This window comes from uncultured Polaribacter sp., from assembly GCF_947500975.1.
GTDB lineage: Bacteria > Bacteroidota > Bacteroidia > Flavobacteriales > Flavobacteriaceae > Polaribacter.
Genome location: NZ_CANMUE010000003.1, coordinates 183,986 through 207,407 on the forward strand (window position 1 = coordinate 183,986; position 23,422 = coordinate 207,407).

At 29.0% G+C, this 23,422-nt stretch carries 25 protein-coding genes; 18 read left to right on the top strand and 7 right to left on the bottom strand.

Features of this window, described 5'->3' with window-relative positions; genetic code table 11:
* Positions 1 to 3: 3 nt before the first annotated feature.
* Both Q0733_RS04575 and Q0733_RS04580 read right to left on the bottom strand, forming a co-directional pair.
* The gene (locus tag Q0733_RS04575) at positions 4 to 1,230 is read right to left on the bottom strand and encodes a choice-of-anchor B family protein (protein ID WP_298779912.1); all 1,227 of its coding nucleotides are present in this window, start codon (positions 1,228 to 1,230) and stop codon (positions 4 to 6) included.
* Between the two features lie 5 nt (positions 1,231 to 1,235).
* Complete coding sequence (locus tag Q0733_RS04580) at positions 1,236 to 2,666, bottom strand: choice-of-anchor B family protein (protein WP_298779507.1); 1,431 nt, start codon at positions 2,664 to 2,666, stop codon at positions 1,236 to 1,238.
* Between the two features lie 107 nt (positions 2,667 to 2,773).
* Between Q0733_RS04580 and thiL the strand changes: the two genes are divergently transcribed.
* On the top strand, positions 2,774 to 3,823 hold the full coding sequence (thiL, locus tag Q0733_RS04585) for a thiamine-phosphate kinase (protein WP_298779915.1): 1,050 nt from the start codon (positions 2,774 to 2,776) through the stop codon (positions 3,821 to 3,823).
* A gap of 39 nt (positions 3,824 to 3,862) precedes the next feature.
* On the opposite strand, the gene Q0733_RS04590 is transcribed toward thiL, so the two are convergent.
* Positions 3,863 to 4,642: an alpha/beta hydrolase gene (locus tag Q0733_RS04590; RefSeq protein ID WP_298779509.1), complete on the bottom strand. Its 780-nt coding sequence runs from the start codon at positions 4,640 to 4,642 to the stop codon at positions 3,863 to 3,865.
* A gap of 44 nt (positions 4,643 to 4,686) precedes the next feature.
* On the opposite strand from Q0733_RS04590, the gene brnQ reads away from it, so the two are divergent.
* The 8 genes from brnQ to dcm all read left to right on the top strand — a co-directional run bounded on the left by brnQ (position 4,687) and on the right by dcm (position 11,973).
* Positions 4,687 to 5,970, top strand: coding sequence for a branched-chain amino acid transport system II carrier protein (brnQ, locus tag Q0733_RS04595; RefSeq protein ID WP_298779511.1), 1,284 nt, complete (start codon positions 4,687 to 4,689; stop codon positions 5,968 to 5,970).
* 77 nt (positions 5,971 to 6,047) lie between these two features.
* Positions 6,048 to 6,887, top strand: a complete 840-nt coding sequence (locus Q0733_RS04600; protein ID WP_298779514.1) for a helix-turn-helix domain-containing protein — start codon at positions 6,048 to 6,050, stop codon at positions 6,885 to 6,887.
* A gap of 199 nt (positions 6,888 to 7,086) precedes the next feature.
* Complete coding sequence (trxA, locus tag Q0733_RS04605) at positions 7,087 to 7,401, top strand: thioredoxin (protein ID WP_298779516.1); 315 nt, start codon at positions 7,087 to 7,089, stop codon at positions 7,399 to 7,401.
* Between the two features lie 294 nt (positions 7,402 to 7,695).
* Complete coding sequence (locus Q0733_RS04610) at positions 7,696 to 8,244, top strand: carboxymuconolactone decarboxylase family protein (RefSeq protein ID WP_298779518.1); 549 nt, start codon at positions 7,696 to 7,698, stop codon at positions 8,242 to 8,244.
* Positions 8,245 to 8,262: 18 nt separating this feature from the next.
* On the top strand, positions 8,263 to 8,640 hold the full coding sequence (locus tag Q0733_RS04615) for a cupredoxin domain-containing protein (protein ID WP_298779520.1): 378 nt from the start codon (positions 8,263 to 8,265) through the stop codon (positions 8,638 to 8,640).
* A gap of 158 nt (positions 8,641 to 8,798) precedes the next feature.
* Entirely contained in the window at positions 8,799 to 9,584 is a 786-nt protein-coding gene (locus Q0733_RS04620) for an alpha/beta hydrolase (RefSeq protein ID WP_298779522.1), read from the top strand.
* 72 nt (positions 9,585 to 9,656) lie between these two features.
* Positions 9,657 to 10,661: a sugar kinase gene (locus Q0733_RS04625; protein ID WP_298779524.1), complete on the top strand. Its 1,005-nt coding sequence runs from the start codon at positions 9,657 to 9,659 to the stop codon at positions 10,659 to 10,661.
* Positions 10,662 to 10,701: 40 nt separating this feature from the next.
* Complete coding sequence (dcm, locus tag Q0733_RS04630; protein WP_298779526.1) at positions 10,702 to 11,973, top strand: DNA (cytosine-5-)-methyltransferase; 1,272 nt, start codon at positions 10,702 to 10,704, stop codon at positions 11,971 to 11,973.
* On the opposite strand, the gene Q0733_RS04635 is transcribed toward dcm, so the two are convergent.
* Together Q0733_RS04635 and Q0733_RS04640 are read right to left on the bottom strand one after the other, a co-directional pair.
* Positions 11,919 to 12,629, bottom strand: coding sequence for a PmeII family type II restriction endonuclease (locus Q0733_RS04635; RefSeq protein ID WP_298779528.1), 711 nt, complete (start codon positions 12,627 to 12,629; stop codon positions 11,919 to 11,921). The genes dcm and Q0733_RS04635 overlap by 55 nt on opposite strands.
* A gap of 80 nt (positions 12,630 to 12,709) precedes the next feature.
* On the bottom strand, positions 12,710 to 13,999 hold the full coding sequence (locus tag Q0733_RS04640; RefSeq protein ID WP_298779531.1) for an aminopeptidase P family protein: 1,290 nt from the start codon (positions 13,997 to 13,999) through the stop codon (positions 12,710 to 12,712).
* Positions 14,000 to 14,581: 582 nt separating this feature from the next.
* Here Q0733_RS04640 and Q0733_RS04645 point away from each other — a divergent pair.
* The 6 genes from Q0733_RS04645 (at position 14,582) to Q0733_RS04670 (ending at position 16,955) form a co-directional block, all read left to right on the top strand.
* Positions 14,582 to 15,145 (top strand): hypothetical protein, encoded by a 564-nt coding sequence (locus tag Q0733_RS04645; RefSeq protein WP_298779534.1) that lies wholly within the window; start codon positions 14,582 to 14,584, stop codon positions 15,143 to 15,145.
* Between the two features lie 77 nt (positions 15,146 to 15,222).
* Positions 15,223 to 15,477: a polymorphic toxin type 23 domain-containing protein gene (locus tag Q0733_RS04650; RefSeq protein WP_298779536.1), complete on the top strand. Its 255-nt coding sequence runs from the start codon at positions 15,223 to 15,225 to the stop codon at positions 15,475 to 15,477.
* On the top strand, positions 15,440 to 15,682 hold the full coding sequence (locus Q0733_RS04655) for a polymorphic toxin type 23 domain-containing protein (RefSeq protein ID WP_298779538.1): 243 nt from the start codon (positions 15,440 to 15,442) through the stop codon (positions 15,680 to 15,682). The genes Q0733_RS04650 and Q0733_RS04655 overlap by 38 nt, the downstream gene beginning before the upstream one ends.
* Complete coding sequence (locus Q0733_RS04660; RefSeq protein ID WP_298779540.1) at positions 15,682 to 16,215, top strand: hypothetical protein; 534 nt, start codon at positions 15,682 to 15,684, stop codon at positions 16,213 to 16,215. The genes Q0733_RS04655 and Q0733_RS04660 overlap by 1 nt, the downstream gene beginning before the upstream one ends.
* Before the next feature lie 229 nt (positions 16,216 to 16,444).
* On the top strand, positions 16,445 to 16,627 hold the full coding sequence (locus Q0733_RS04665; protein WP_298779543.1) for a hypothetical protein: 183 nt from the start codon (positions 16,445 to 16,447) through the stop codon (positions 16,625 to 16,627).
* Between the two features lie 142 nt (positions 16,628 to 16,769).
* Complete coding sequence (locus tag Q0733_RS04670) at positions 16,770 to 16,955, top strand: hypothetical protein (RefSeq protein WP_298779545.1); 186 nt, start codon at positions 16,770 to 16,772, stop codon at positions 16,953 to 16,955.
* A gap of 193 nt (positions 16,956 to 17,148) precedes the next feature.
* On the opposite strand, the gene Q0733_RS04675 is transcribed toward Q0733_RS04670, so the two are convergent.
* Positions 17,149 to 18,468: a DEAD/DEAH box helicase gene (locus Q0733_RS04675; RefSeq protein ID WP_298779547.1), complete on the bottom strand. Its 1,320-nt coding sequence runs from the start codon at positions 18,466 to 18,468 to the stop codon at positions 17,149 to 17,151.
* Positions 18,469 to 18,667: 199 nt separating this feature from the next.
* A complete protein-coding gene (locus tag Q0733_RS04680; RefSeq protein ID WP_298779549.1) occupies positions 18,668 to 18,940 on the bottom strand; it encodes a hypothetical protein in 273 nt (90 codons plus the stop codon).
* 155 nt (positions 18,941 to 19,095) lie between these two features.
* Between Q0733_RS04680 and Q0733_RS04685 the strand changes: the two genes are divergently transcribed.
* From Q0733_RS04685 to Q0733_RS04695, 3 genes are all read left to right on the top strand, one after another.
* Complete coding sequence (locus Q0733_RS04685) at positions 19,096 to 21,930, top strand: glycosyl hydrolase (RefSeq protein WP_298779551.1); 2,835 nt, start codon at positions 19,096 to 19,098, stop codon at positions 21,928 to 21,930.
* Positions 21,931 to 21,967: 37 nt separating this feature from the next.
* Complete coding sequence (locus Q0733_RS04690; protein ID WP_298779554.1) at positions 21,968 to 22,582, top strand: hypothetical protein; 615 nt, start codon at positions 21,968 to 21,970, stop codon at positions 22,580 to 22,582.
* Between the two features lie 153 nt (positions 22,583 to 22,735).
* A complete protein-coding gene (locus Q0733_RS04695; RefSeq protein ID WP_298779556.1) occupies positions 22,736 to 23,413 on the top strand; it encodes a succinate dehydrogenase cytochrome b subunit in 678 nt (225 codons plus the stop codon).
* Positions 23,414 to 23,422 lie beyond the last annotated feature (9 nt).

Below are 23,422 nucleotides of genomic sequence, written 5' to 3' on the forward strand. Positions count from 1 at the left end.
AATTTATTCAGACTTTTTCACTATAAATAATCCACTATCAATATCGCTAATAATAATATTTCCACTTTCAAAATATGGATAAACATTCCAAACCCCATCATAAGATGCTGAGTTTCCTGAAGGGAAAGTATCAAAATAACCTGTTTCAACTAAACTACCCGTTTCAATATTTGAAATATCGATTGCCCTAAAGCCAGCAGTATAATTTGCTAAGAAATAAGTGTTTCCTTTTATATATCCATTATGATCAATTGCAGCAGTTGGGCCATAATATTCTGAACTTAATGTTGGGTTGTCTAAGTCTGAAAAATCAAAAATAATAGTTCTCGTATTACCTCCATTTGTAACTTCATCTAGTTCATCACCTAATAAAAAATAATTCATATCCTCGGTAAACCAACCTTGATGTGTATATTCTACATTAGAATAACTTATAGATGATAATTCTAAAGGATTGCTTTTATCTGAAACATCTACAATTACAATTTCTGTTTCATTACTACCAATTAATATCTCTTTTCCATTATGTTCTGTATCTGGACCGTTATAAGTAACTACTTGTGCATCGTGAGAGTAATTTAAAAATCCGCCTTCATCTACAGGGTTTAAAGGGTCTTGAATATTTATAAATAATGGACCACCTTTATAAGTTCCGCTTCTTGTGGTTCCAACAGGATATGCATATCCTTTACTTTCATTAATTACAATATTATGAGCACTACCAAATCCATTAAAAGTTGTATCTGCCGATAAAATTTCAGGAGGATTAGTAATATCTCTTAATTTTGTTAGGTCAAGAACTTGCATTCCATGATCTGCTGCTTCACTAACAACAAAAGCAAAATTGTTATATACTTTTACATCTCTAAAACTATTATTTACAGTTGCGGTGGGTAAAAAACCTACTACTATTGGCTGGGTTGAATTAGATATATCTATGATAGATATTCCAGTATTTAAACCCATTAAAGCGTATTCTTTTTGATTTGTTGGATCTGTCCAACCCCAAGAATCATTACCACTTATATTTGTAGAATTTGTAGGGTCTAAATCTGCTAAAGATAAAAAGGCTATTAAATCATATCCATTACAAGGATAAATACCTGCAAAACCATTTACACATTCAGCTAAAGGTTCTGTATTTTCTTCTTCCTGAGGAAAGATAATTTCGCTTTTATTACAAGAAAAAACGAATAGTAAACTTAATAAAACAAGTGTTTTTTTCAAGATGTTTTTTATTTGATAATCAATTTTTTAGTTAAAGTGTTGTTTATTTTTAAAAGATAAATTCCTTTATTTAATACTGATGTATCTAAAACGTATTTTGGTTGATTTATATTACCTTTAAAAAATATTTTTTTTCCTAAGATGGAAAAAATATCAATAGTATTTATATTTTGATTTATAGAAACTTCTATTGTTGTTTGGGTAGATGTTGGATTTGGATATACCGAAAAAGAGTTTTTTATAATTTCATTTTCTAAACTTAAAGTGCCACTTTTTCTAATCACAAAAAAACCATTATTAATATCGCTAATAATAATATTTCCACTTGGAAAATACGGGTATACATTCCATACACCATCAAAAGAAGTACTATCATTATTTGGATAAGTATCAAAAAAACCAACTTCTGTAAAACTTTTGTTTTCTACATCAGTAATATCTATCATTCTAACACCTGCGGTATAACTGGCTTGGTAATAAATATTATCTTTTACATATCCATTATGATCAATTGCAGCAGTTGCTCCAAAATAATCAAAATGATACAAAGGATTGTCTAAATCAGTAAAATCGAAAATAATTGATCTTGTATTATTCCCATAACCTTCTTCATCTAATTCATCACCTAAAATAAAATATTTTAAATCTTCTGTAAACCAACCCTGATGTGCATATTTTACATAAGAATAGGTAATTGTTGAGATAATTGTTGGATTACTTTTATCAGAAATATCTGCAATAACAATTTCATTTTCATTACTACCAATTAGTATTTCTTTGCCTGTATAATCTTTATCGGGACCATTATAAGTAATTACTTGTGCGTCATGAGAATACCCACCAGCACTAAAACCACCTTCTAAAACTGGGCTTTTTGGATCTTTAATATTGATAAAAATAGGGCCTCCTTTATAGGTAGAGCTTCTACTTGCTCCAACTACATAAGCATACCCACTTTCTTCATTAATAACAATGTTATGTGCGCTTCCAAATTCAGTAAAATTGGCGTCTGCTGTAAAAACTTCAGGCGGATTTACAACGTTTCTTAATCGTATTAAATCAAAAACTTGCATTCCATGATTTGATGCTTCACTTACTATAAATGCATGATTATTATACACTTTTACATCTCTCCAACTACTATTAACAGTTCTTGTAGAAAGAGTTCCTAAAATTATTACTGATAAAGGGTCAGAAATATCTATAAAAGTAACCCCTTTATTGGTACCCATTAAAGCATATTCTTTTTGAGTATCTGGGTCTGTCCAACCCCAACTATCATTTCCTTCAGTACCCAATCCAGCAATTGTATTAAGTGAAATATGAGACATTAAATCGTAATCTTTACATGGGTATTCACCAGAAAATCCATTTTCACAAGGTGTTTGCGCATTAATTAGAAGAGGCAAGAATAAGAGTATGAACCTAATTTTTTTCATATTTTTAAATTAAGAATAATCAAAAATACTATTTTAAAAGAGAAATTAATTTAATAACTGTGTTAAAGTGTTTAAATACTCCTGTAGAATCTAGTTATATTTGCAGCATGTTAGAAGATAAGAATACACAAAAAACATCATTAGCGGAGTTAGGTGAGTTTGGCTTGATCAATCATATTACAAAATATTTTAAAGTTGAAAATTCTTCAACAGTAAAAGCTGTCGGAGATGATGCTGCTGTTTTAGATGCATCTAAAAAGCAAACTTTAATTACAACAGATTTGTTGATTGAAGGTGTACATTTTGATTTAAGTTATATGCCATTAAAACATTTAGGATACAAGGCTGTTATGGTTAATTTATCTGATGTGTATGCTATGAATGGTGTTGCAGAGCAAATTACGGTTTCAATTGCAGTTTCTAACAGGTTTTCACTTGAGGCAATTGAAGAATTATATGCAGGAATTCAGTTGGCTTGTGATACTTATAAAGTTGATTTAATTGGAGGAGATACAACATCATCTACCAAAGGAATTTTGATTTCTATAACTGCAATTGGTAAGGCTGATAAAGAAGATATTGTGTATAGAAATGGCGCAAAAGAAACAGACTTAATTGTAGTTTCTGGCGATTTAGGTGCTGCATATTTAGGCTTACAAGTATTAGAAAGAGAGAAACAAGTTTTTAAAGTTGACCCTAATAATCAACCAGATTTAGATAATTATACTTATCTAATTGAACGCCAATTAAAACCCGAAGCAAGAAAAGATGTTACAGGTTTGTTAAAAGAATTAGAAGTAAAACCAACTTCTATGATTGATATTTCTGATGGATTATCTTCAGAACTTTTTCATATTTGTACACAAAGTAAAGTAGGTTGTAAAATTTATGAAGATAAGTTGCCTTTAGACCCACAAGTAATTTCTTCTTGTGAAGAATTTGAGTTAGATTCAACGATGGTTGCTTTAAGCGGCGGTGAAGATTATGAATTACTGTTTACAGTACCAATTGCTGATTTTGATAAAATAAAAGCAAATCCTAATTTTTCTATTATTGGTCATATAACAGCAGAAAATCAAGGTTTAAATTTAGTAACAAGAGCTAGCCAAGAAATTGAATTGAAAGCTCAGGGTTGGAATAGTTTAAACAAAGATTAATTTAAAGTAAATTTTTTCAAGAAATAAATATAGGAAGTTTTAATTTATAAACCTTTTTAAAGCAACAATTAATTCATTTTTATTTTCAATATGACTCATATGTCCATCATTAAAAATAATAAACTCTGAATTTGTATTTTTTGCTTCATTTAAAGAAAGTTCAAAATTTAAAACAGGATCTTTTTTTCCAATAATAATTAATTTTTTAAAATCGTTATTGACTAAAACATGATTTCTGTTTATACGTAATCTCATACCTTCTTGACCAGCAATATAACCTTGAATTGGAGTTTGTAAGGCTTCTTGTAAAGCCGATTTTATTTCTTCTTTATACCTAGTTCTACTTTCTTTACCAAACAAATTGGTAAAAGACATTCGTACCATATTTGTAAAATTGGCCTGAATCATTTTGTTTGCTCTTAATCGTAGTTTTTTACGTTCAACATCATCGTTATTAGATGTAGAATTTAGTAAACATAAACCTTTAATTTTCTGTGGATTTTTCTCAGCAAAAGACAAAGCAACATAACCTCCTAAAGAATGTCCTATTATAAAACATTTTCTAATTCTTAGATGTTTTAAAACAGCTTCAACACTTTCGGCAAACAATTCCATAGAATGCACATAGCCCAAACAATCAGATTTTCCATGACCTAACAAATCAATGCTAATTACTCTATTTCTTTTAGAAATTTCTGGAATAATTTGTTGCCACATGGTAGCGTTTTCTAAAAAACCATGAAGTAAAACAACAGCTGCTCCTTTTCCTACATCAGAAAAAGAAATGTTTGCATTTTTAAAAGTGATTGATTTTTGCATCACGCAAAAATATGTATATTTCAAGAATTAAAATCTAATAACTAATGAACAAAACAAAAGAAATTTGGATTGCTGGTTTTGCACTTTTTTCCCTTTTTTTTGGTGCAGGAAACTTATTATTACCTTCTCTTTTAGGATATAATGCTGGCGAAAATTGGTTTTGGGTAACCATTGGTTTTATGGTAACAGCAGTTGTTATACCTATTATTGGTATTTTAGCACACGCAAAATTACAAGGTACTTTGTATGATTTTGGTAAAAAAGTTTCACCTTTTTTTAGTTTAGTATACTGTATTATTGTTTACTTAATTTCAATAGCAATTCCATCACCAAGAACCGCATCTGCAACTCATGAAATTGCAATACATCCATTTTTTGGTACAAGTCCATTATTAACTAGTTGTATTTATTTTTCTTTAGTTTTAATATTTGTTTTAAATCGATCTAAAATTTTAAATTTAATAGGTAAATATCTTACACCTTTTATTGTCTTAATTTTAGTTTTAGTAATTGGTATTGGCTTGTTTTCTAGTGATATGATTATGAACCCAAGTACGTTTAAAACACCAATTGTTGCTGGTTTGTTAGAAGGCTATCAAACTTTTGATGCCATTGGAGCTGTTGTTGTTGGAGGTGTGGTTATTATATCTTTAAAATTAAAAGGACATAATTCTTTCGAAGATAAAAAAGAACTGATAAAAAAAGCAGGAATTATTGCCGGAATTGGACTTTTTGTAATTTATGCAGGGTTAATTGCAGTAGGTGCTTTTTATGGATCAGAAATTTTGGTTGATAATACACTAAGTGGAGATATGCAAAGAGCAAATTTATTAAGAGGAATTAGTATTTCTACCCTTGGTAATATTGGAAATACTTTTTTAAGTATTTTAATTGCTTTGGCTTGTTTTACAACTGCTGTTGGTATAATTACTGGAACTGCAGATTATTTTAAAGGTTTGTTTAGAAACTCTCAAAAAGCTTATATAATTACCGCTGTTGTTTCTTGTTTGGTTGGTGTTTTGGTTGGTCAAATGGATTTTCATTCAATTATAGTAATTGCATTGCCAGTTTTAATGTTTATTTACCCAATAACTATTGTACTAATTTTATTAAATGTTGTAAATGATAAGTTTGCAACTCCGCTTGTTTTTAGAGCAGTTGTTTTAGTAACCTTTATTTTTAGTATTCCAGATTTTTTAGGCTTTATTATTTCTAGTGAAAGTTTAACACAGATAAAAAACATAATTCCTCTTGCTAATTACAGTTTAGGTTGGGTAATTCCTGCTATTTTAACTTTTGGAGTTTTAAATTTAAAGAAGGCTCGTTAAAATATTTAGGTAAAAAAACACTCATTACTTTAATGTTTTTAAATTAATTACGACCAACAAATAAAATAAGTAAACTATTGGCAGTACAAGATATCATAAAATATACCTTTGAAGACACCTTTTCATTAAGTACAGTTCAGTTTGATAAAGCTTGTACTATAGAGCATAATGAGCAAATAAATGCATATTCTATCTATTGGATTCAAGAAGGAACAGGAATTTATAATATAGATTTTGAACAATATACTTTTACAGATAATGTGTTGTTTTTTTTATCCCCAGGTCAAGTTTTTACAGTAGATTCTGAACAAATAAAAACAGCTTATAAGCTTACGTTTATTCGTGATTTTTACTGTATTCAAACTCATGATAAAGAGGTGGCTTGTAATGGTATTTTATTTAATAATGTTTATGAAACCCCGTTTGTAAAACCTTGTAAAAAAGAAACTGCAAAGCTAAATTTTATTTTAGAAAGTTTAATTGAAGAATTTCAACAAAAGGATACGGCAAAATATGACATGTTACAAGCGTATTTAAAGCAGTTTATTATACATACAGTGCGTGTCAAAAAAGAAAACCATATTATAAAAGAAGATACAGAAACACGTCTTTTTAAAGATTTTAGTTTGTTGGTAGATCAAAACTTTAGAAGCCTACATTCTGTAACTGATTATGCAAATAGATTAGGTCTTTCGCCAAAATCGATTACTAAAAGCTTTCAGAAAATAGGTGTCACAACACCATCACAATTTATAAAAAACAGAATTTTGTTAGAAGCAAAACGATTGCTAATTTATACAGATAAAACGGTAAAAGAAATTGCTTTTGAACTTGGTTTTAATGACCCTGCCTATTTTACGCGCTTTTTTACTAAAGGAGTTCTAAAATCTCCGCTTCAGTTTAAAAAAGAATATTAATTAACTTATTAAGTTTTAAAATATATAACACAAAAACCATTTGAAATTCAAATGGTTTTTGTGTTATGTGTGGATTTGTATTGTTTAAAATTGATAAAAAACCAGAAAAAAAGCTAGTCCAAACTGTAGGAACTTTTGTCCAATTTTTCAGGTTAAAGTTGGTTGCATCTTTGCAGTGTAATTAAAAACAATTAAAAATATGGAAACTCAATTAGAACAAATAGACGTAAAAAATATCATAGAAAATAACACTACTGTATTATTAGACTTTTATGCAGATTGGTGTGGGCCGTGTCAAACATTAATGCCTACCATTAATAAGTTAACAGATGAATTAAAAGACGATGTTATTATAAAAAAAGTAAATGTTGATAACAATCAAGAGTTAGCAGCAAAATTTAGCATCAGAAATATACCAACATTAATTTTTTTTAAAGATGGAAAACCAGCTGATAGACATACAGGTTTAATCACAGAAAGAAATTTAAGACAAAAGATAGACAGATTAAGTTAAGTTTTTAAGCTGTCCAAACCAAAGGAACTTTTGTCCATTTTTAAAGGTCGTAATCAGTTGCACCTTTGTGGTATCAATTAATAATAACTAAAAAAACAAATTATGAAAACAACAGAAAATTACCAATGTCCAAACTGCTGGGGTTATCAGACATATGATGAACAAAATCCAGAACAAGAACTTTGTACTTGTGAATAAGAAAAGAGTAAATAAAACAATTAATAATCAATAACAATCTGCTGACACAGTTTCAGCACAAATAAAAAAATCCTGTTTGCAACAGGTATTACAATTATGAGCACATTTAATGTACCAACAAAAAAAGAAGTTTCAGAAAATAACCAAGTAATTTTTAATCAACTAGAAAAAGGATTAGGCTTTGTACCAAATTTATATGCGTCTTTTGCCCATAGCGAAACTGCGCTTGGAAACTTTTTAGCTTTTGGAAATGCTAAAACAAGTTTTTCTGCTAAAGAAAAAGAAGTAATTAATTTAGCAGTAAGCCAAGTAAATGAGTGCGTATATTGTTTATCTGCACACACTGCAATAGGTAAAATGAATGGTTTTAATGAAGAGCAAATTTTAGAGTTAAGAACCGGAGTTGCTTCATTTGACACCAAATTAGATGCTTTAGCAAAATTTTCTAGAAGTGTTGCTTTACATAGAGGAGCAACAGCAACAGAAGCTGTAGAAAATTTTTATAAAGTAGGTTATACAAAAGGAAATTTAGCAGATGCAATTTTATTAATTGGAGAAATTACCATAACAAATTACTTTCATAGAGTAACAGAAGTTCCTGTAGATTTTCCAATAGCACAAGAATTAGAATTAGTAACAGTTTAATAATAAATAAAAGTAAAAATGAAAAAAATAGTAACAGTATTAGTAATCGTATTAGCGTTTGCATTTAACACAAATGCTCAGAAACAAGAAGGAGTAAAAACAGTTTCTTTAGAACAAACTAAAGGCGAGTTTACTCAAAAACAAATTACATTATCAGAAGGAACATATGTTTTTGAAGTGTCTAATAATAACGCAGCAGCAGAGGTTGGATTGGTTTTAATTAAAGACGGAGATGATGGAAAAAACGCAAAAAATCATATTCAAAATGCATATGTATCAGAAATGGTAAAACACGGAAAAAAACAATCTTCGAAAGAAGTGGTTTTAGCAAAAGGAACTTATAAATATTTTTGTCCTTTTAATAAAACACCTCAATATACATTAATTGTAGAGTAATTTAGGTTGTATTTATTATAAAAATGCGAACAGAAATGTTCGCATTTTTTTGACTAAAAAAAACCTATAAAATTGACATAAATAAGATACATAAAAGTTGGTTTTAGGTTCAAATTTAAAAGCCTTATTTTTGATGTAATAAAAAATTAAAACAGTATTTGTTAAATTATTATTCATATCCTCATAAAAATTCAGTAGAATGGGTAACTTTTGTTCATGGTGCAGGAGGTTCTAGTTCTATTTGGTACAAACAAGTACGTGAATTTAAAAAGGAATTTAATGTGCTTATTTTAGATTTAAGAGGTCATGGAGATAGTGAACCTAAACTAAAAGACACTTTTAGCTCTAAATACACTTTTGATTCTATAACTATTGATATTATTGAAGTTATTGAGTATTTGAAAATTAAAAAATCGCACTTTATTGGTATTTCTTTAGGAACAATTTTGATACGTAATTTGGCTGAAAAAAGGCATGATTTAGTACAAAGTATGATTATGGGAGGTGCAATTATAAAATTAAATTTCCGATCTCAAGTATTAATGAAAATTGGAAATATTTTTAAATCAATAGTGCCTTATATGATGTTGTACAAACTCTTTGCATTTATTATTATGCCAAAGAAAAATCATAAAAAATCGAGATTGTTATTTGTTAACGAAGCTAAAAAACTATATCAAAAAGAATTTTTACGTTGGTTTAAATTAACGTCAGAAATTAATCCTCTGCTTCGTTTTTTCAGAACTAAAGAGATAAAAATACCCACTTTGTATGTTATGGGTTCAGAAGATCATTTGTTTTTACCTTCTATAAAAAACATAGTTTCTAAACATGTTTATTCTTCACTTTTTGTGGTTGATAATTGTGGTCATATTGTAAATGTTGAGCAATCAGAAACTTTTAATACGCAATCAATTCGTTTTATTACTTCTTTATCTTTTTAGGAAAATTATCATTAAAAAACGCTTCTTTTATCTATTCTTATAAAGTATCTTTGCTATGAAAAGTATTTTATTATGAATCAAATAATTACGTTTGGCGAGGTTTTAATGCGTATTTCTCCTTTAGGAAATAGAAAATTTGTACAATCTAATTCTATTGAATTTTATTTTGGAGGAACAGAAGTAAATGTTGGAATTTCTATTGCTAATTTTGGTGGAAATGTAAAACATATTTCTTGTATTTCTAATGATTTTATTGGTGATACAGCTATTTCTTATTTAAACAAGTTCGATTTAGATACATCTGCAATTGTGCGCTCTCCAAGACCATTAGGTGTTTATTTTTTAGAAGTTGGTGCGGTAATGAGACCAAGTTTAATTTCTTATAATAGATCCCATTCTTCATTTTCAGAAATTGTTCCGTCAATGGTAAATTGGGAAAAATCTTTAGAAAACGGAAAATGGTTTCATTGGACAGGAATTACACCTGCATTAAATAAAGGCAGTAAAGAAACTTTATTAGAAGGTTTAAAGCTTGCCAGAGAAAAAGGGATGATAGTTTCTGCTGATCCTACATACAGAAGCGGTTTATGGAAATATGGAGAAAACCCAAAAGAAGTATTAATTGAATTGATTCGTTATTCAACAATTTTTATTGGTGGTGTTAATGAAATAAATGAACTTTTAGGTACCAATTATTCGTATTCTAATGAAGATTTTATAATTGCTAGTAAAGAGTTGATGAAAGAATTTCCATCCATAGAAAAAGTGTTTGATAAAATTAGAACCTCTATCAATTCTTCTTGGCATAAAATTAAAGCAAGAATGTGGAACGGTAAAGAATTTAAAGAAACAGAAGATTTAGATATTACACATATTGTAGATAGAATTGGTACTGGAGATGCTTTTGCTGCAGGTTTAATTCATGGTTTACAAAAATTTGATGACTATAAAGCAATTCAGTTTGCATCTGCAGCATGTGCAATAAAACATACTTATTTAGGTGATGTAAATTATGCAAATGAAAGAGATGTAATTAGTATTTTAGAAGGAAACACAACTGGTAGATTGAATAGATAAATTTTATTACATTTGTAACCATTGTATAATGTTGAGTAAGATGGTTATGAAAAATTATTATTCTTTAGCAGAAGCTTCAAAAATTTTAGGGAAAAGTAAAGAAACTCTTCGTAGATGGGACAGAGAAGGAAAACTAATTGCAGTAAGAGAGCCTATAAGTGAATATAGAATTTACAAAAAAGAAGAAATTAATTCTTTAATAAATCTTTTTAAAAGTAATGTTGATGATGTTATTGATAATTCAGAAATTCCTAACAAAGAATACAAAGTTTTAGAACTTTTTGCTGGAGCAGGAGGTTTGGCAATTGGTTTAGAAAAAGCTGGAATTAAATGTGAAGCATTAAATGAAATTGATAAATGGGCTTGTAAAACGTTAAGAAATAACAGGCCAAATTGGAATGTTTTAGAAGGAGATATAAAAAGTTTTAGTTTTAAGAAATATAATAATAAAGTTGATATTGTTACTGGAGGATTTCCTTGTCAGGCATTTAGTTATGCAGGAAAAAAACTAGGTTTAGAAGATGCAAGAGGAACTTTATTTTACGAATTTGCAAGAGCTGTAAAAGAAGTAAATCCGCCAATTTGTATAGGTGAAAATGTAAAAGGATTACGTTCTCATGAAAAGGGACAAACTTTAAATGGAATGATTTCTATTTTAAATGAAATTGGCTATAATGTTGTTCCTGTAGAGGTTTTAAAAGCAATTAATTATAAAGTTCCACAAAAACGAGAGCGTTTAATTTTAGTTGGTGTAAGAAAAGATATTGATATAAAATATGAATATCCAAAACCACATCAAACTATTTATAATTTAAAAGATGCTTTAAAAAAAGGAGAGTTATTTGATTCTGATGTTCCAAAATCTGAAGGTTCTAAATACCCAGAGCATAAAAAACAAGTATTAGATTTAGTTCCACCAAAAGGTTATTGGAGAAATTTACCTGTTGATATTCAAAAAGAATATATGGGGAAAAGTTTTTATTTAGGAGGAGGAAAAACAGGAATGGCAAGAAGAATTGGTTGGGATGAACCAAGTTTAACCTTAACTTGCAGCCCTGCTCAAAAACAAACAGAACGCTGTCATCCAGATGAAACAAGACCTTTTACTGTTAGAGAATATGCAAGAATACAAACGTTTCCAGATTCTTGGAAATTTGCAGGTTCAGTTTCTCAACAATACAAGCAAATTGGTAATGCTGTACCTTGTAATTTAGGACAAGAAATAGGGTATTCTGTTGTTAAATTTTTGAACAAGTTTTATGAAAAATCAAACAAATCTGATGTTTCAATTTCTTTAGCTAAAGCTTTATAGCCTTTCTCAAAAAAAGCTTCAGTATTTAGAGCTAAAATCATTTCATCTAAATTTAAAACAAGTTTGTTGTAAAAATTAGCAAATCCAGTAATTCTATACCAAAATTCTTTTCCGATTATTACAGGAAATTGAGCATCAATTTTTTTATAATGTTGACTTAATTGTAGCTCATCACCATATAAAACACCTAAAATTAAATCAGAGTTATTTAGATTGATTGAGTTTGTTCTTGCTAAATTGGTTACTGTAGAAAACTTTTTTAATAACGGGTTTACATCTTCAGAATTAATAGTATTTGGTCCAGATTTTAGTTGACACCATTTTTTTCTTCCATCAATTTTATCTATAAATTCAATATCCATTCCTTTAATTAAGGAACCTTTTGCTAAATTAAGTTCAACAAACATATTTTGGATTCTTGTTCCAAAAGATGTATTTATTGATGTGCCCAAAATTCTTGGAAAATATAGTGCTTTTGCTATTCCAATTGGAGTAAAATCATCTTCTAAAATTTTTGATAAATATTTTACTAAAATTGGATTTATCTTATATGATTTTAATTTGGAATGAGTTTTTAAAGCGTTGATTTTATGGTTTTCAAAAATCTTTTCTTTAAAATATTTTGTAATAATTTCTAAAAGTTCTTTTTCATTCATGTTAACAAATATAGAGTTTTCATAATGTAAAAAAAAGCGAGTTTTAAAACTCGCTTTATAATATATCATACAGTCTAAGACTAGTTCATTAAATCTTCAATTTCATCAGCTTCAATAGGTATATTTCTCATTAAATTAAAAGGTTCTCCTTTTTCTTTAATAACAACATCATCTTCTAAACGGATTCCAAAACCTTCATCAGGAAGGTAAATTCCAGGTTCTACAGTAAATACATTCTTTGCTTGCATTGACTCGTGTAAAAGCCCATAATCATGTGTGTCTAAACCAATATGATGTGAAGTTCCATGCATAAAATATTTTTTATAAGCTGGCCATTTTGGGTCTTCATTTTGCACATCAGCTTTGTCTATTAAGTTTAGTTTTAATAATTCTGATGTCATTATTTTACCAACTTCAACATGATATTCTTTCCAAATTGTTCCTGGTAAAAGCATTTTTGTAGCTTCTTTTTTTACATGATTTACAGCATTGTAAACTGCTTTTTGCCTGTCTGTAAAACGGCCAGAAACAGGTATTGTTCTAGATAAATCGCTTTTATAATTAGCATATTCAGCAGCAATATCAAACAAAATTAAATCGCCACTTTTGCATTGTTTATTATTTTCTATATAATGCAAAACATTAGCATTATTACCACTTGCAATAATTGGTGTGTAGGCAAACCCTTTTGAACGATTTCTAACAAATTCGTGTAACAATTCGGCTTCAATTTCATATTCCCAAACATTCGGTTTAACAAAATTTAAAATTCTTCTAAAACCTTTTTCTGTAATATTACATGCATGTTGCATTAAATCTAATTCAATAGGATCTTTTACAGAACGTAAGCGTTGTAAAATAGGATTACTTTTTGCAACAGAATGTGCAGGGTATTTTGCCAATAACCATTTTGTAAAACGATCTTCGCGAGTTTCTGTAACTACATTTGCTCTGTAATGCTCGTTTGTATTTATGTAAAAAGTATCACAATATGAAGCCATTTCAAACAATACTTTTTCTAAATCTTGTAACCAGTAAACAGTGGTAATGCCGCTAGTTTTAAATGCGGCTTCTTTGGTTAGTTTTTCTCCTTCCCAAACAGCAATGTGATCATTTGTTTCTGTTAAAAAAAGTACTTCTCGTAAATTTTCATTTGGGCAATCAGGAAATAACATTAAGATGCTTTCTTCTTGATCTACACCGCTTAAGTATAAAATATCTCTATGTTGTTCAAAAGGCATTGTGCTATCTGCGCTTATTGGATAAATATCATTAGAATTAAAAATAGCTAAACTATTAGGCTTCATATTAGAAGTAAAATTCTTACGATTTTTTATAAAAAGTTGTGAGTTTATAGGTTGATATTTCATGCTAAATTAAGTTTAGAAATCAAAGGTAGCAATAATAAATAGCAACTAAAAAATAGATTTAGTTTTGCTAGGAGTTTATTTTTTGTAGCCTTGAAATAGCGTTAGAAAGTTTAATAAATAATTGGAGTAGGTAGTAAAAAAAGCAGAGGTTATTAATAAGCTATCTTCTCAACGTATTGTCAAATATAGGAGTTCCAAATTTTTAGTGAAAAGCTTTTTGAATAAAAAAACCACCTATTCTATGAATTAATAGGTGTAAAGATTATTGTACTTTTGTTAAATCTAAAATTAAAAATGATACTTTAATAACAAGTTCTACCTATAGTTCTTATAGATATGCATATTATATTATGTAAAAAATCTCAAAAGAATGGTTAGATTAAAAAACCAGATTATTAATATAGAATTGGAGTAGTATATAGAAGTATAAATGAAATAAGAATGGGTACCAATCGAAAAGTTTTTGCCATAATTTTCAAAAACAAATTAACACATGTTAAAAAATGCCAACCATAGTTTAGAGTATTTAAATATACAACCTTAGTCATATTTCCAATTTCAATCATTTAACCCTAATACACTATGGTAAGATTAATTACATGTTTTATTTTAGTATTTTTACTACAAAGCTGCTTTTGTATTTCCAAAGTTAAAAATACTGAATTTGGCTATGTAAGGAAAAAAGAGGTTGATAAATATAATTTTGATGCTAAATTGTTTCAAAAGTTAGATACTTTTAGTCTATATGAAGAACTCTTATATTATAAATATTATGAAAAAACATTCGAAAGAGACCAACGTAATGGAAAAACTTTTTTACGATTTTATAATAACGGGAAATTTAGTTATTTTCCTAGAATAGGCTATGATAGTAAGCAATTAAAATTAATTTCTAATTACCGTTTAACTCGTAATGATTTTAATCCATTAAAGTCTTTGCAAGGATATTATTATAATAATCATAACGAATTATTTGCAAAAACAATCGTTCGAGGAGATGGTTGTCGTGCTCAAAAAAACATCAAAAATCTTACTGTAAAAGGGGATACTATAATACTTTCATCAAAAAAGGATAAAATAAAAAAATATTATGTTAAAAGAAGAACTGATAAGGAATTACTAGCAGGTTGGAAACCAGATTGGTAGACTTAAATCTTCCCTATACACAACAAAATTTGGTAATGGCGAAACCTCACAAAGAGTTGGAGGAGTATCTATAGGACATGGTGATTTTAATGTTAGATATGAAAATGATGGATATCCTTTCAAAAAAAATGTTAGGACCTCTTGGAGATGGAGGCGATAGATATAGAACAGCAGCAGGAAGTGTAAGTTATAAAAACTATGCTATTGGTTTTAGTCTGTTTACTGGAGATCCATTAAATGAAGATGGGTCGATTAGTACAGAAAACCATATAGATCATCCTTATAAAGATATAAATGCCCCCCTATTCAGGAGGTGTTTACACAAAAGATAGCGGTACAGCAAATAAATATAGAATGGGAGCTGCTTATACAAGCATAAATGGAATAAGAATGGGTACTAATTCAGAAGCTATTCGTCATAATATTCAAAATAAATTTGCTCATACAGTTAAATATCAACCTTGGTTTGAAGTATTGGATAGACCTGTTCAGTCTTATATTCAATATCGAAGCCCAAATGCTTATACGTTATGGTAATGAAAAAAAATATTCTAATACTCATTTCATCTCTATTTTTACTAGGGTGTTATACAGATTATAAGGTAACTGAATTCGGTGGACGCCGAAGTAAAAGGGAGTATAAAAAACACTTATGGAGAGCTATTAATCCTAAAAGAGTAGGAATAGATATAAATGTTTTGTATACAAGAACTCATACGTATAAAAATGGAGTACCTTATTCTTATAAAGATGATAATATTGTATATTATCATTTTTATAAAAATGGAGTTTTTTATATTTTTTATAAAAAACCAGGAGAGAAATTAAATGAAACATCTTTTAACCCAAAAAAGGGAGATATTGCTTTTATAACATCAAATTTATTGGGAAAATATTCACTAAGGTATTATAATGCTGTAGATGGAGGAAATTTTGATTTCATAAAAAAAATTAAAATGAAAGGGGACACTTTGACTATTCCATTTAAGTACCATGGAAATAAATATATAGATTATTTTAAAAAAGTCAAAGTCCCAAAAGAATGGTTAGATTATGAGCCTGATTATTGATAAAAATAGGCAGCTTATACAAGTATAAATGGCATAAGAATGGGTATTAACTCTGAAGCTGTCCGTCATAAAATTCAAAATAAAATTGCCCATCCTTAACCTCTTATCAACCCTGGTTTAAAGTATTAACAAATATACAGCCTCAATCCTATTTTCAATATCAATCTGCAAACCCTTACACGTTATGGTAAATAATAAAATAGTTGTCCTATCTTTAATTTTATTAATAATGACATCATGTTACTGTGATTACGTTTTTACTAGTGAAAAAGGTATGAGAAGTAAAAACTATTATAAAAAATATTTAGATAGACGAATTAACCCAAATAAAATAGGAATAGAAACTGATTCTGTTGTTTATAGACTATTGTTTTTTTATTCTGAATTAAATGATACAATAGAATACCCCTAATAAAGGTGATTCATTAAATTTCTATACAACTTATTATAGTAATGGTGTATTATATAATTTTATAAAAAGCAAAAAAGAAATACTGAATAAAAATTCGTTTAACCCAAAAAAAGGAAACATTGGTTTTTTAGTGAAAGGCTTTTTGAATAAAAAAAATACCTACTCTATGGATTATGGGTATACAGATTGTGGTAATTTTGGTAAATCTGAAATTAAAATTAAAAATGATACTTTAATAACAAATTCTACTAGGAGTTCTTATAGATATGCATATTATATTAAGCAAAAAATTCCAAAAGAATGGTTAGATTATAAGCCAGATTACTAATATAGAATTGGAGCAGCTTATACAAGTATTAAAGGAATAAGAATGGGTATTAACTCTGAAGCTGTACGTCATGAGATTTAAAATAAATTAGCTCATACCTTAATCTCTTATTAACTCTGGTTTAAAGTAAGAACAGGTTTACAGCCTCAATCCTATTTTCAATATCAATCTACAAATCCTAATACCCTATTATTTAATAACGTTTCTTTTTTGGAGCGCCAGTTCTACCTCTTCCAGAAGTAGATCCTGCGGGTTTATTTCCTTTAAAATGAGGCTTTTTTTTCGGTTTATTTCCATTTGAAGAATTAGAATTAGTTGCCTTTTTCTTCTTTCCAAAAGAACCTTTACTTTGTGTAGCGGCTCTTTTAGGAGGGGTTGTATCTGTAGGTTCAAAACCTTCTAAAACAGAAGTTTTTAATTTTTCATTTAAAATTTTTTCTATCTCTTTTTGATATTCAGTTTCTTCGCTACAAACCAAAGAAATTGCTTCTCCGGCAGCACCAGCTCTACCTGTTCTACCAATTCTATGCACGTAATCTTCTGGTACATTTGGTAGCTCAAAATTAATAACATGAGGTAAAAGTGGAATATCTAAACCACGTGCAGCAATATCTGTTGCTACTAAAACTTTAATACTGTTGTCTTTAAAGTTTTTTAGTGCTTTTGTTCTTGCTCCTTGGCTTTTATTTCCATGAATTGCAGCTGCAGAAATTCCAGATTTTATTAGTTTTTCTGTTAATTTGTTGGCACCATGTTTAGTTCTTGTAAACACTAAAACTTGACTCCAATTTCCGTCTTTTATAAGTTTAATGACAAGTTCAGTTTTTTGTTTTTTATCAACCTTATAAACTTTGTGCGTTACTTTTTTAGCTGTTGAGTTTTGTGGAGCGGTTTCTACTGAAACAGGATTTTTTAAAATTCCTTCAGCTAATTTTTTTATGTCTTTAGAAAAAGTGGCAGAAAACATTAAGTTTTGCCTTTTTGAAGGCATAAAGCTAATAATTTTATTAAGATCTCTTGCAAAACCCATGTCTAACATTCTATCAGCTTCATCTAATATTAGCACATCAATACGTTTAAATGATACTGCTTTTTGGTCATGTAAATCTAACAATCTACCTGGTGTTGCAACTAAAATATCTACACCTTGCTTTAAAGTTTTTATTTGCGAAGCTGCTTTTACACCTCCAAAAACTACGGCAGATCTTATATTAAGATACTTACTATATTCTCTAACATTATCATGAACTTGGGCTGCTAATTCTCTAGTAGGTGTTAATACCAAAGCGCGTAAAGGTCTGTATTTTGGATGTTTAGTTTCGGTTAAATATTGTAAAACTGGCAAGGTAAATCCAGCAGTTTTTCCAGTTCCTGTTTGTGCAGAAGCTAAAATATCTTTTCCTGCTAATATATGTGGAATCGCTTTTTCTTGTATAGGTGATGGTTTGGTGTATCCTTTTTCTTCAACTGCTTTTACTAATGCCTGGGATAAACCTAAATCTGAAAATGTCATAGAATCTATTTATGAAACTAGTTTTAAGTAACTGTTTCTTAATGTTTGGCAAAGATACATTGATTTCTTGTTGAAAATTATGATTAAGTATAAAACAAATTTGGAATTTTAAATATATTATAGAAATCTGACTTTAGAAATAATTATATAAAAAAACCACTCTAAATGAGCGGTTATATGCATTTTAAAAAAATGAATTTTATTTATTCATCATTCCTTTAATAACTCCAATTATTGCCATTAAAGCTCCACCTCCAACACCACCTTCGGCAACCATACCTAAAATACCTGCTAAATCCATAGATCCACTGCCAAAATTAGCACCTAATAAACCTAAAAGATAACTTCCAACGCCTCCACCAAGTATTCCAACAACAGAATTCCAAAGAGTACCCATAGAGTACTTTTTTAATAATCCTCCTGCTAAATTTCCTCCTAAAACTCCACTTAATAAACTGATAATAATTTCCATTTTTTTGATTTTTAATTGGTTAATTTGCTGTAATTTAATAGTTTAATTTTAGTAAAACAAAATACTGTTAATAACTTTATAGATTTATATATCTGTTAATTTTTTGTTTTTCCTTTTAGTTATAGTACTTTCATCACCATAAAAACTAACCAAAAATGAGAGCCTTATTAACAATTGTGGTATTAATTTTTAGTATTTCAACTAATATTTTAGCACAACAGACTACTACATCAGCAAAAAAAGTTTTCAATTCTTTACAGCAAAAAAAGGATTTAGCTAAAAATTCTTTAGTAAAAAATATCAACTTTACAAGTATTGGCCCAACAATTATGAGTGGTCGTGTTGTAGATGTTGCTGTAAACCCAAATAATACAACAGAATTTTATGTAGGTTATGCATCAGGTGGATTGTGGTACACAAATAATAACGGAACAACTTTTACGCCTGTATTAGACAATTCTGATACCCAAAATATTGGTGATATTGCTGTTGATTGGAATTCTGGAACAATTTGGGTTGGTACTGGCGAAAAAAATTCATCACGTTCTTCTTATGCCGGAATAGGTATTTTAAAATCGACGGATAAAGGAAAAACGTGGCAAAATGTTGGTTTGTTAGATTCTCATCATATTAGCAGAATTCTTATCAATCCAAATAATACTGACGAGGTAATTGTAGGTGTTATTGGTCATTTATATTCTTCAAATAAAGAAAGAGGAATTTTTAAAACTATTGATGGTGGAAAAACATGGAATAAAACACTTTTTATAAATGAAAATACAGGAATTATTGATGTAGAAAACGCACCCGAAAATTTTAACATTCTATACGCTGCTTCTTGGGAACGTGAACGTAAAGCTTGGAACTTTGATGGGGATGGAATAAATTCTGCAATCTATAAAAGTACAGATGCAGGTTCTACTTGGACAAAAATTTCTAAAAACAACGGTTTTCCAGAAGGAGATGGAGTTGGTAGAATTGGTTTAGCGGTTTTTAATGAAGATACAGTATATGCTCTGCACGATAGTCAGTTTAGAAGAGAAGCATCTAAAAAAGAAACTTCTAAGAGTTTGTCAAAAGACGATTTTAAAACCATGTCTGTTGATGTTTTTTTGAATTTATCAGATAAAAAACTAAACACTTATTTAAAAAGAAACGGATTTCAAGAAAAATACAGAGCAGAAAATGTAAAACAAATGGTTAGAGTAGGTTCTGTAAAACCAATTGATTTAGCAAAATATTTAGAAGATGCAAACTCACTTTTGTTTGATACTCCTGTTGTTGGAGCGCAAGTTTTTAAAACCACAAACGGCGGTAAATCTTGGAAAAAAACACATGAAGATTATTTAGATGGTTTGTATTATTCTTACGGATATTATTTTGGAGAAATAAGAGTAGATCATCAAGATGAAAACGGAATTTACGTTTTAGGTGTGCCTATTTTAAAATCTAAAGACGGTGGTAAAACATTTACTTCTATCAGTAAAGAAAACGTACATGCAGATCATCAAACATTATGGGTAAATCCTAAAAGGCAAGGCCATTTATTAGATGGTAATGATGGTGGTTTAAACATGTCTTATGATGATGGAGAAAGTTGGATTAAATTAAACAATCCTGCGGTTGGGCAATTTTATTCTGTGTATGCAGACAATCAAAAAACATATAATGTTTATGGCGGTTTGCAAGATAATGGTGTTTGGGTTGCCGCAAATAATGCAAAAATTAACAAACGTTGGCAACAAACAGGTAAAAACCCTTATGAGTCAATTATGGGTGGAGATGGAATGCAAGTTCAGGTAGATGACAGAAATCCAAATATTGTATATACTGGATATCAGTTTGGAAATTATTATAGAATTGATAGAGAATCTGGAGAGAATGAATACATTCAGCCAAAACATACTTTAGGCGAAAACCCATACAGATTTAATTGGCAAACACCTATTTTGTTGTCTAAACATAATCAAGATATTTTATATTTAGGAGGAAATAAATTACACAGATCTTTAAATAAAGGCGATGATTGGGTAACCATTTCTAACGATTTAACAAACGGAGGTAAAAAAGGAAATGTTGCTTACGGAACTTTAACAACAATTGCAGAAAGTCCGTTTCAATTTGGATTATTATACACAGGTTCAGATGATGGTTTGGTACACGTTTCTAAAAACGGAGGAGGTAGTTGGATAAACATAGGAAGTTCATTGCCTCAAAATTTATGGGTTTCTAGAGTGGTAGCTTCTTCTCACAAAAAAGAGCGAGTTTATGTAACATTAAACGGTTACAGATTTGATGATTTTACACCGTATGTTTATAGGTCTGATGATTTTGGACAAACTTGGAAAAATATTGGTAGTGCAATTCCAACATCCGCAGTAAATGTTATAAAAGAAGATCCTGTAAACGAAAACCTTTTATATGTTGGTACAGATAATGGTTTGTATGTTTCTTTAGATAGCGGAAATTCTTGGAACTCTTTTAGTAAAAATTTACCTAATGTTGCTGTGCACGATTTGGTAATTCAACCAACTGCAAAACATTTAATTATTGGTACACACGGTCGTAGTTTATACAAAGCAGATATTGCAGCATTACAAAATATTACTGATGAAATAGCACTAAAATCTACACATGTTTTTGCAATAAATTCTATTAAAAAAAGAAATTTTTGGGGTAATTCTTGGAGTAAATGGCTAGAACCAAATACACCAGAAGTTAATATCCCTTTTTATGTAAATGCTAATAAAAATGTTACTATTGATATTTTTTCTGATGATGTAAAAGTAAACTCAATTGTCATGGATGCCGATAAAGGTTTTAATGAGGCTCTTTTTGATGTTTCTTTCTCAAAAAAAGGTTTAAAAAAATACAAAAGAGCAAATAAAGAAGCAGTAATTGCTAAAGCTAAGAATGATGTTTATTATTTGCCAAAAGGAACATATACAATTAAAATAGGTGAAGCTTCAGAAACTTTTAAAGTAAAGTAATTTTTTACAAATCAATAGTAACAGTATTTTTAACAATATGAGAAAAGTACTATTTTTTGTTTTTATTATCGTTGTAAATCAAACATTTTGTCAATCTGGTTTAAGTGATTTCTGGAAACTTTCTAAGCCAAAAAGAACATGGGTTTTGTTTCATCCTTTTAAAGCAAAAAAATCTTTAGAAGTTTCAAAAGAAACCAATAAAATTGCAGACTCAATTAAAAAAACTAACTTGTTAGATGGTGATGCTTCTGGTGGTCAAGTAGATGCTTTTAGACACGCTTATTGGATGGCAAGATTGCGTCAAGAAATTGGTAAATCGGCAGCACGATCTTTAGGAAAAGCACACGAAAAAGAAAACTATTTAACTTTTAAAAAGAGAGCATTAGAAGATGGTGTTGTACCTGATGAAATTTCATCAAAAATGGACTTGTATAATAATGAAGAGGGTTTAAAATTAATGTCAAAAGGAAGTAGTGTTTCTAAAAAAGGGCTTATTTATAGAATCATAAATGCCATAAAAAATGGCAAAATGAAAGTCATTAAAAAAGATAAAAACGGCAATTTTTTAAATTCAGAAGGAAAAATTATTTCTAAAGATTCTTTAAAAGGAAAATGGAAAAATGATAAATGCTTAGTTCCGTCAAACCGTTAAGTTTTATTAAAATATAACATATAATTATGTTTTTGTTAAACGTTTAACCAAATTATTTAAAATTATTCTAAATACATATGAAAACGTTGTAATTTCTTTGCTTTCAGAATTCTTTAGCCGTAAATTTGTTTAAATTTTTTAACCAACTTAACAATGAGCGGATTTTTCAAATCTTCAATTGGAAGAAAAGTGTCAATGGCACTTTCAGCATTTTTTCTAATGTTCTTCCTTTTACAGCATTTAGCAATTAATATTTTATCAGTTTTTAGCCCTGATACTTTTAACGAAGTTTCTCATTTTATGGGAACAAATCCTTTAGTTCAGTTTGCTTTGCAGCCTGTTTTAATTTTTGGAGTTGTTTTTCATTTTGTAATGGGTTTTATCTTAGAACTAAAAAATAGAAAAGCAAGAAATGTTTCTTATGCTAAAAATAATGGAGGAGCAAATTCTTCATGGATGAGCAGAAACATGATTTACAGTGGTGTTGCAATTTTAGCATTTATCATTTTACATTTTATCGATTTTTGGTTTCCAGAAATCAATACAAAATTTATCCAAGGAGATTGGTCTGGTTTGCACGATGGACAGTTTAGATATTACCACGAGTTGCAAGAAAAATTTGTAAACCCAATTAGAGTTGCTGCATATGTAATTGCATTTGTTTTCTTAGGCTTGCACTTAGCACACGGTTTTACATCTGCATTTCAATCTATGGGATCTAATGCTGGTCGTAAAAAAACACTACAAACAATTGGTAAAGCATATTCAATAATTATTCCTTTAGGATTTATCATTGTTGCATTGTATCATCATTTAAATCATAACCATTAATCTTAAATA

What these genes read in the sequence shown, in the direction of transcription:
- Q0733_RS04685 (WP_298779551.1), top strand. Translation starts at nt 19,096, where the DNA reads ATGAGAGCCTTATTAACAATTGTGGTATTAATTTTTAGTATTTCAACT.
- Q0733_RS04615 (WP_298779520.1), top strand. Translation starts at nt 8,263, where the DNA reads ATGAAAAAAATAGTAACAGTATTAGTAATCGTATTAGCGTTTGCATTT.
- Q0733_RS04650 (WP_298779536.1), top strand. Translation starts at nt 15,223, where the DNA reads ATGGTGATTTTAATGTTAGATATGAAAATGATGGATATCCTTTCAAAA.
- Q0733_RS04590 (WP_298779509.1), bottom strand. Translation starts at nt 4,642, where the DNA reads ATGCAAAAATCAATCACTTTTAAAAATGCAAACATTTCTTTTTCTGAT.
- dcm (WP_298779526.1), top strand. Translation starts at nt 10,702, where the DNA reads ATGGTTATGAAAAATTATTATTCTTTAGCAGAAGCTTCAAAAATTTTA.
- Q0733_RS04660 (WP_298779540.1), top strand. Translation starts at nt 15,682, where the DNA reads ATGAAAAAAAATATTCTAATACTCATTTCATCTCTATTTTTACTAGGG.
- Q0733_RS04665 (WP_298779543.1), top strand. Translation starts at nt 16,445, where the DNA reads ATGACATCATGTTACTGTGATTACGTTTTTACTAGTGAAAAAGGTATG.
- Q0733_RS04610 (WP_298779518.1), top strand. Translation starts at nt 7,696, where the DNA reads ATGAGCACATTTAATGTACCAACAAAAAAAGAAGTTTCAGAAAATAAC.
- trxA (WP_298779516.1), top strand. Translation starts at nt 7,087, where the DNA reads ATGGAAACTCAATTAGAACAAATAGACGTAAAAAATATCATAGAAAAT.
- Q0733_RS04655 (WP_298779538.1), top strand. Translation starts at nt 15,440, where the DNA reads ATGCCCCCCTATTCAGGAGGTGTTTACACAAAAGATAGCGGTACAGCA.
- Q0733_RS04580 (WP_298779507.1), bottom strand. Translation starts at nt 2,666, where the DNA reads ATGAAAAAAATTAGGTTCATACTCTTATTCTTGCCTCTTCTAATTAAT.
- Q0733_RS04675 (WP_298779547.1), bottom strand. Translation starts at nt 18,468, where the DNA reads ATGACATTTTCAGATTTAGGTTTATCCCAGGCATTAGTAAAAGCAGTT.
- brnQ (WP_298779511.1), top strand. Translation starts at nt 4,687, where the DNA reads ATGAACAAAACAAAAGAAATTTGGATTGCTGGTTTTGCACTTTTTTCC.
- Q0733_RS04640 (WP_298779531.1), bottom strand. Translation starts at nt 13,999, where the DNA reads ATGAAATATCAACCTATAAACTCACAACTTTTTATAAAAAATCGTAAG.
- Q0733_RS04635 (WP_298779528.1), bottom strand. Translation starts at nt 12,629, where the DNA reads ATGAATGAAAAAGAACTTTTAGAAATTATTACAAAATATTTTAAAGAA.
- Q0733_RS04680 (WP_298779549.1), bottom strand. Translation starts at nt 18,940, where the DNA reads ATGGAAATTATTATCAGTTTATTAAGTGGAGTTTTAGGAGGAAATTTA.
- thiL (WP_298779915.1), top strand. Translation starts at nt 2,774, where the DNA reads ATGTTAGAAGATAAGAATACACAAAAAACATCATTAGCGGAGTTAGGT.
- Q0733_RS04645 (WP_298779534.1), top strand. Translation starts at nt 14,582, where the DNA reads ATGGTAAGATTAATTACATGTTTTATTTTAGTATTTTTACTACAAAGC.
- Q0733_RS04625 (WP_298779524.1), top strand. Translation starts at nt 9,657, where the DNA reads ATGAATCAAATAATTACGTTTGGCGAGGTTTTAATGCGTATTTCTCCT.
- Q0733_RS04690 (WP_298779554.1), top strand. Translation starts at nt 21,968, where the DNA reads ATGAGAAAAGTACTATTTTTTGTTTTTATTATCGTTGTAAATCAAACA.
- Q0733_RS04695 (WP_298779556.1), top strand. Translation starts at nt 22,736, where the DNA reads ATGAGCGGATTTTTCAAATCTTCAATTGGAAGAAAAGTGTCAATGGCA.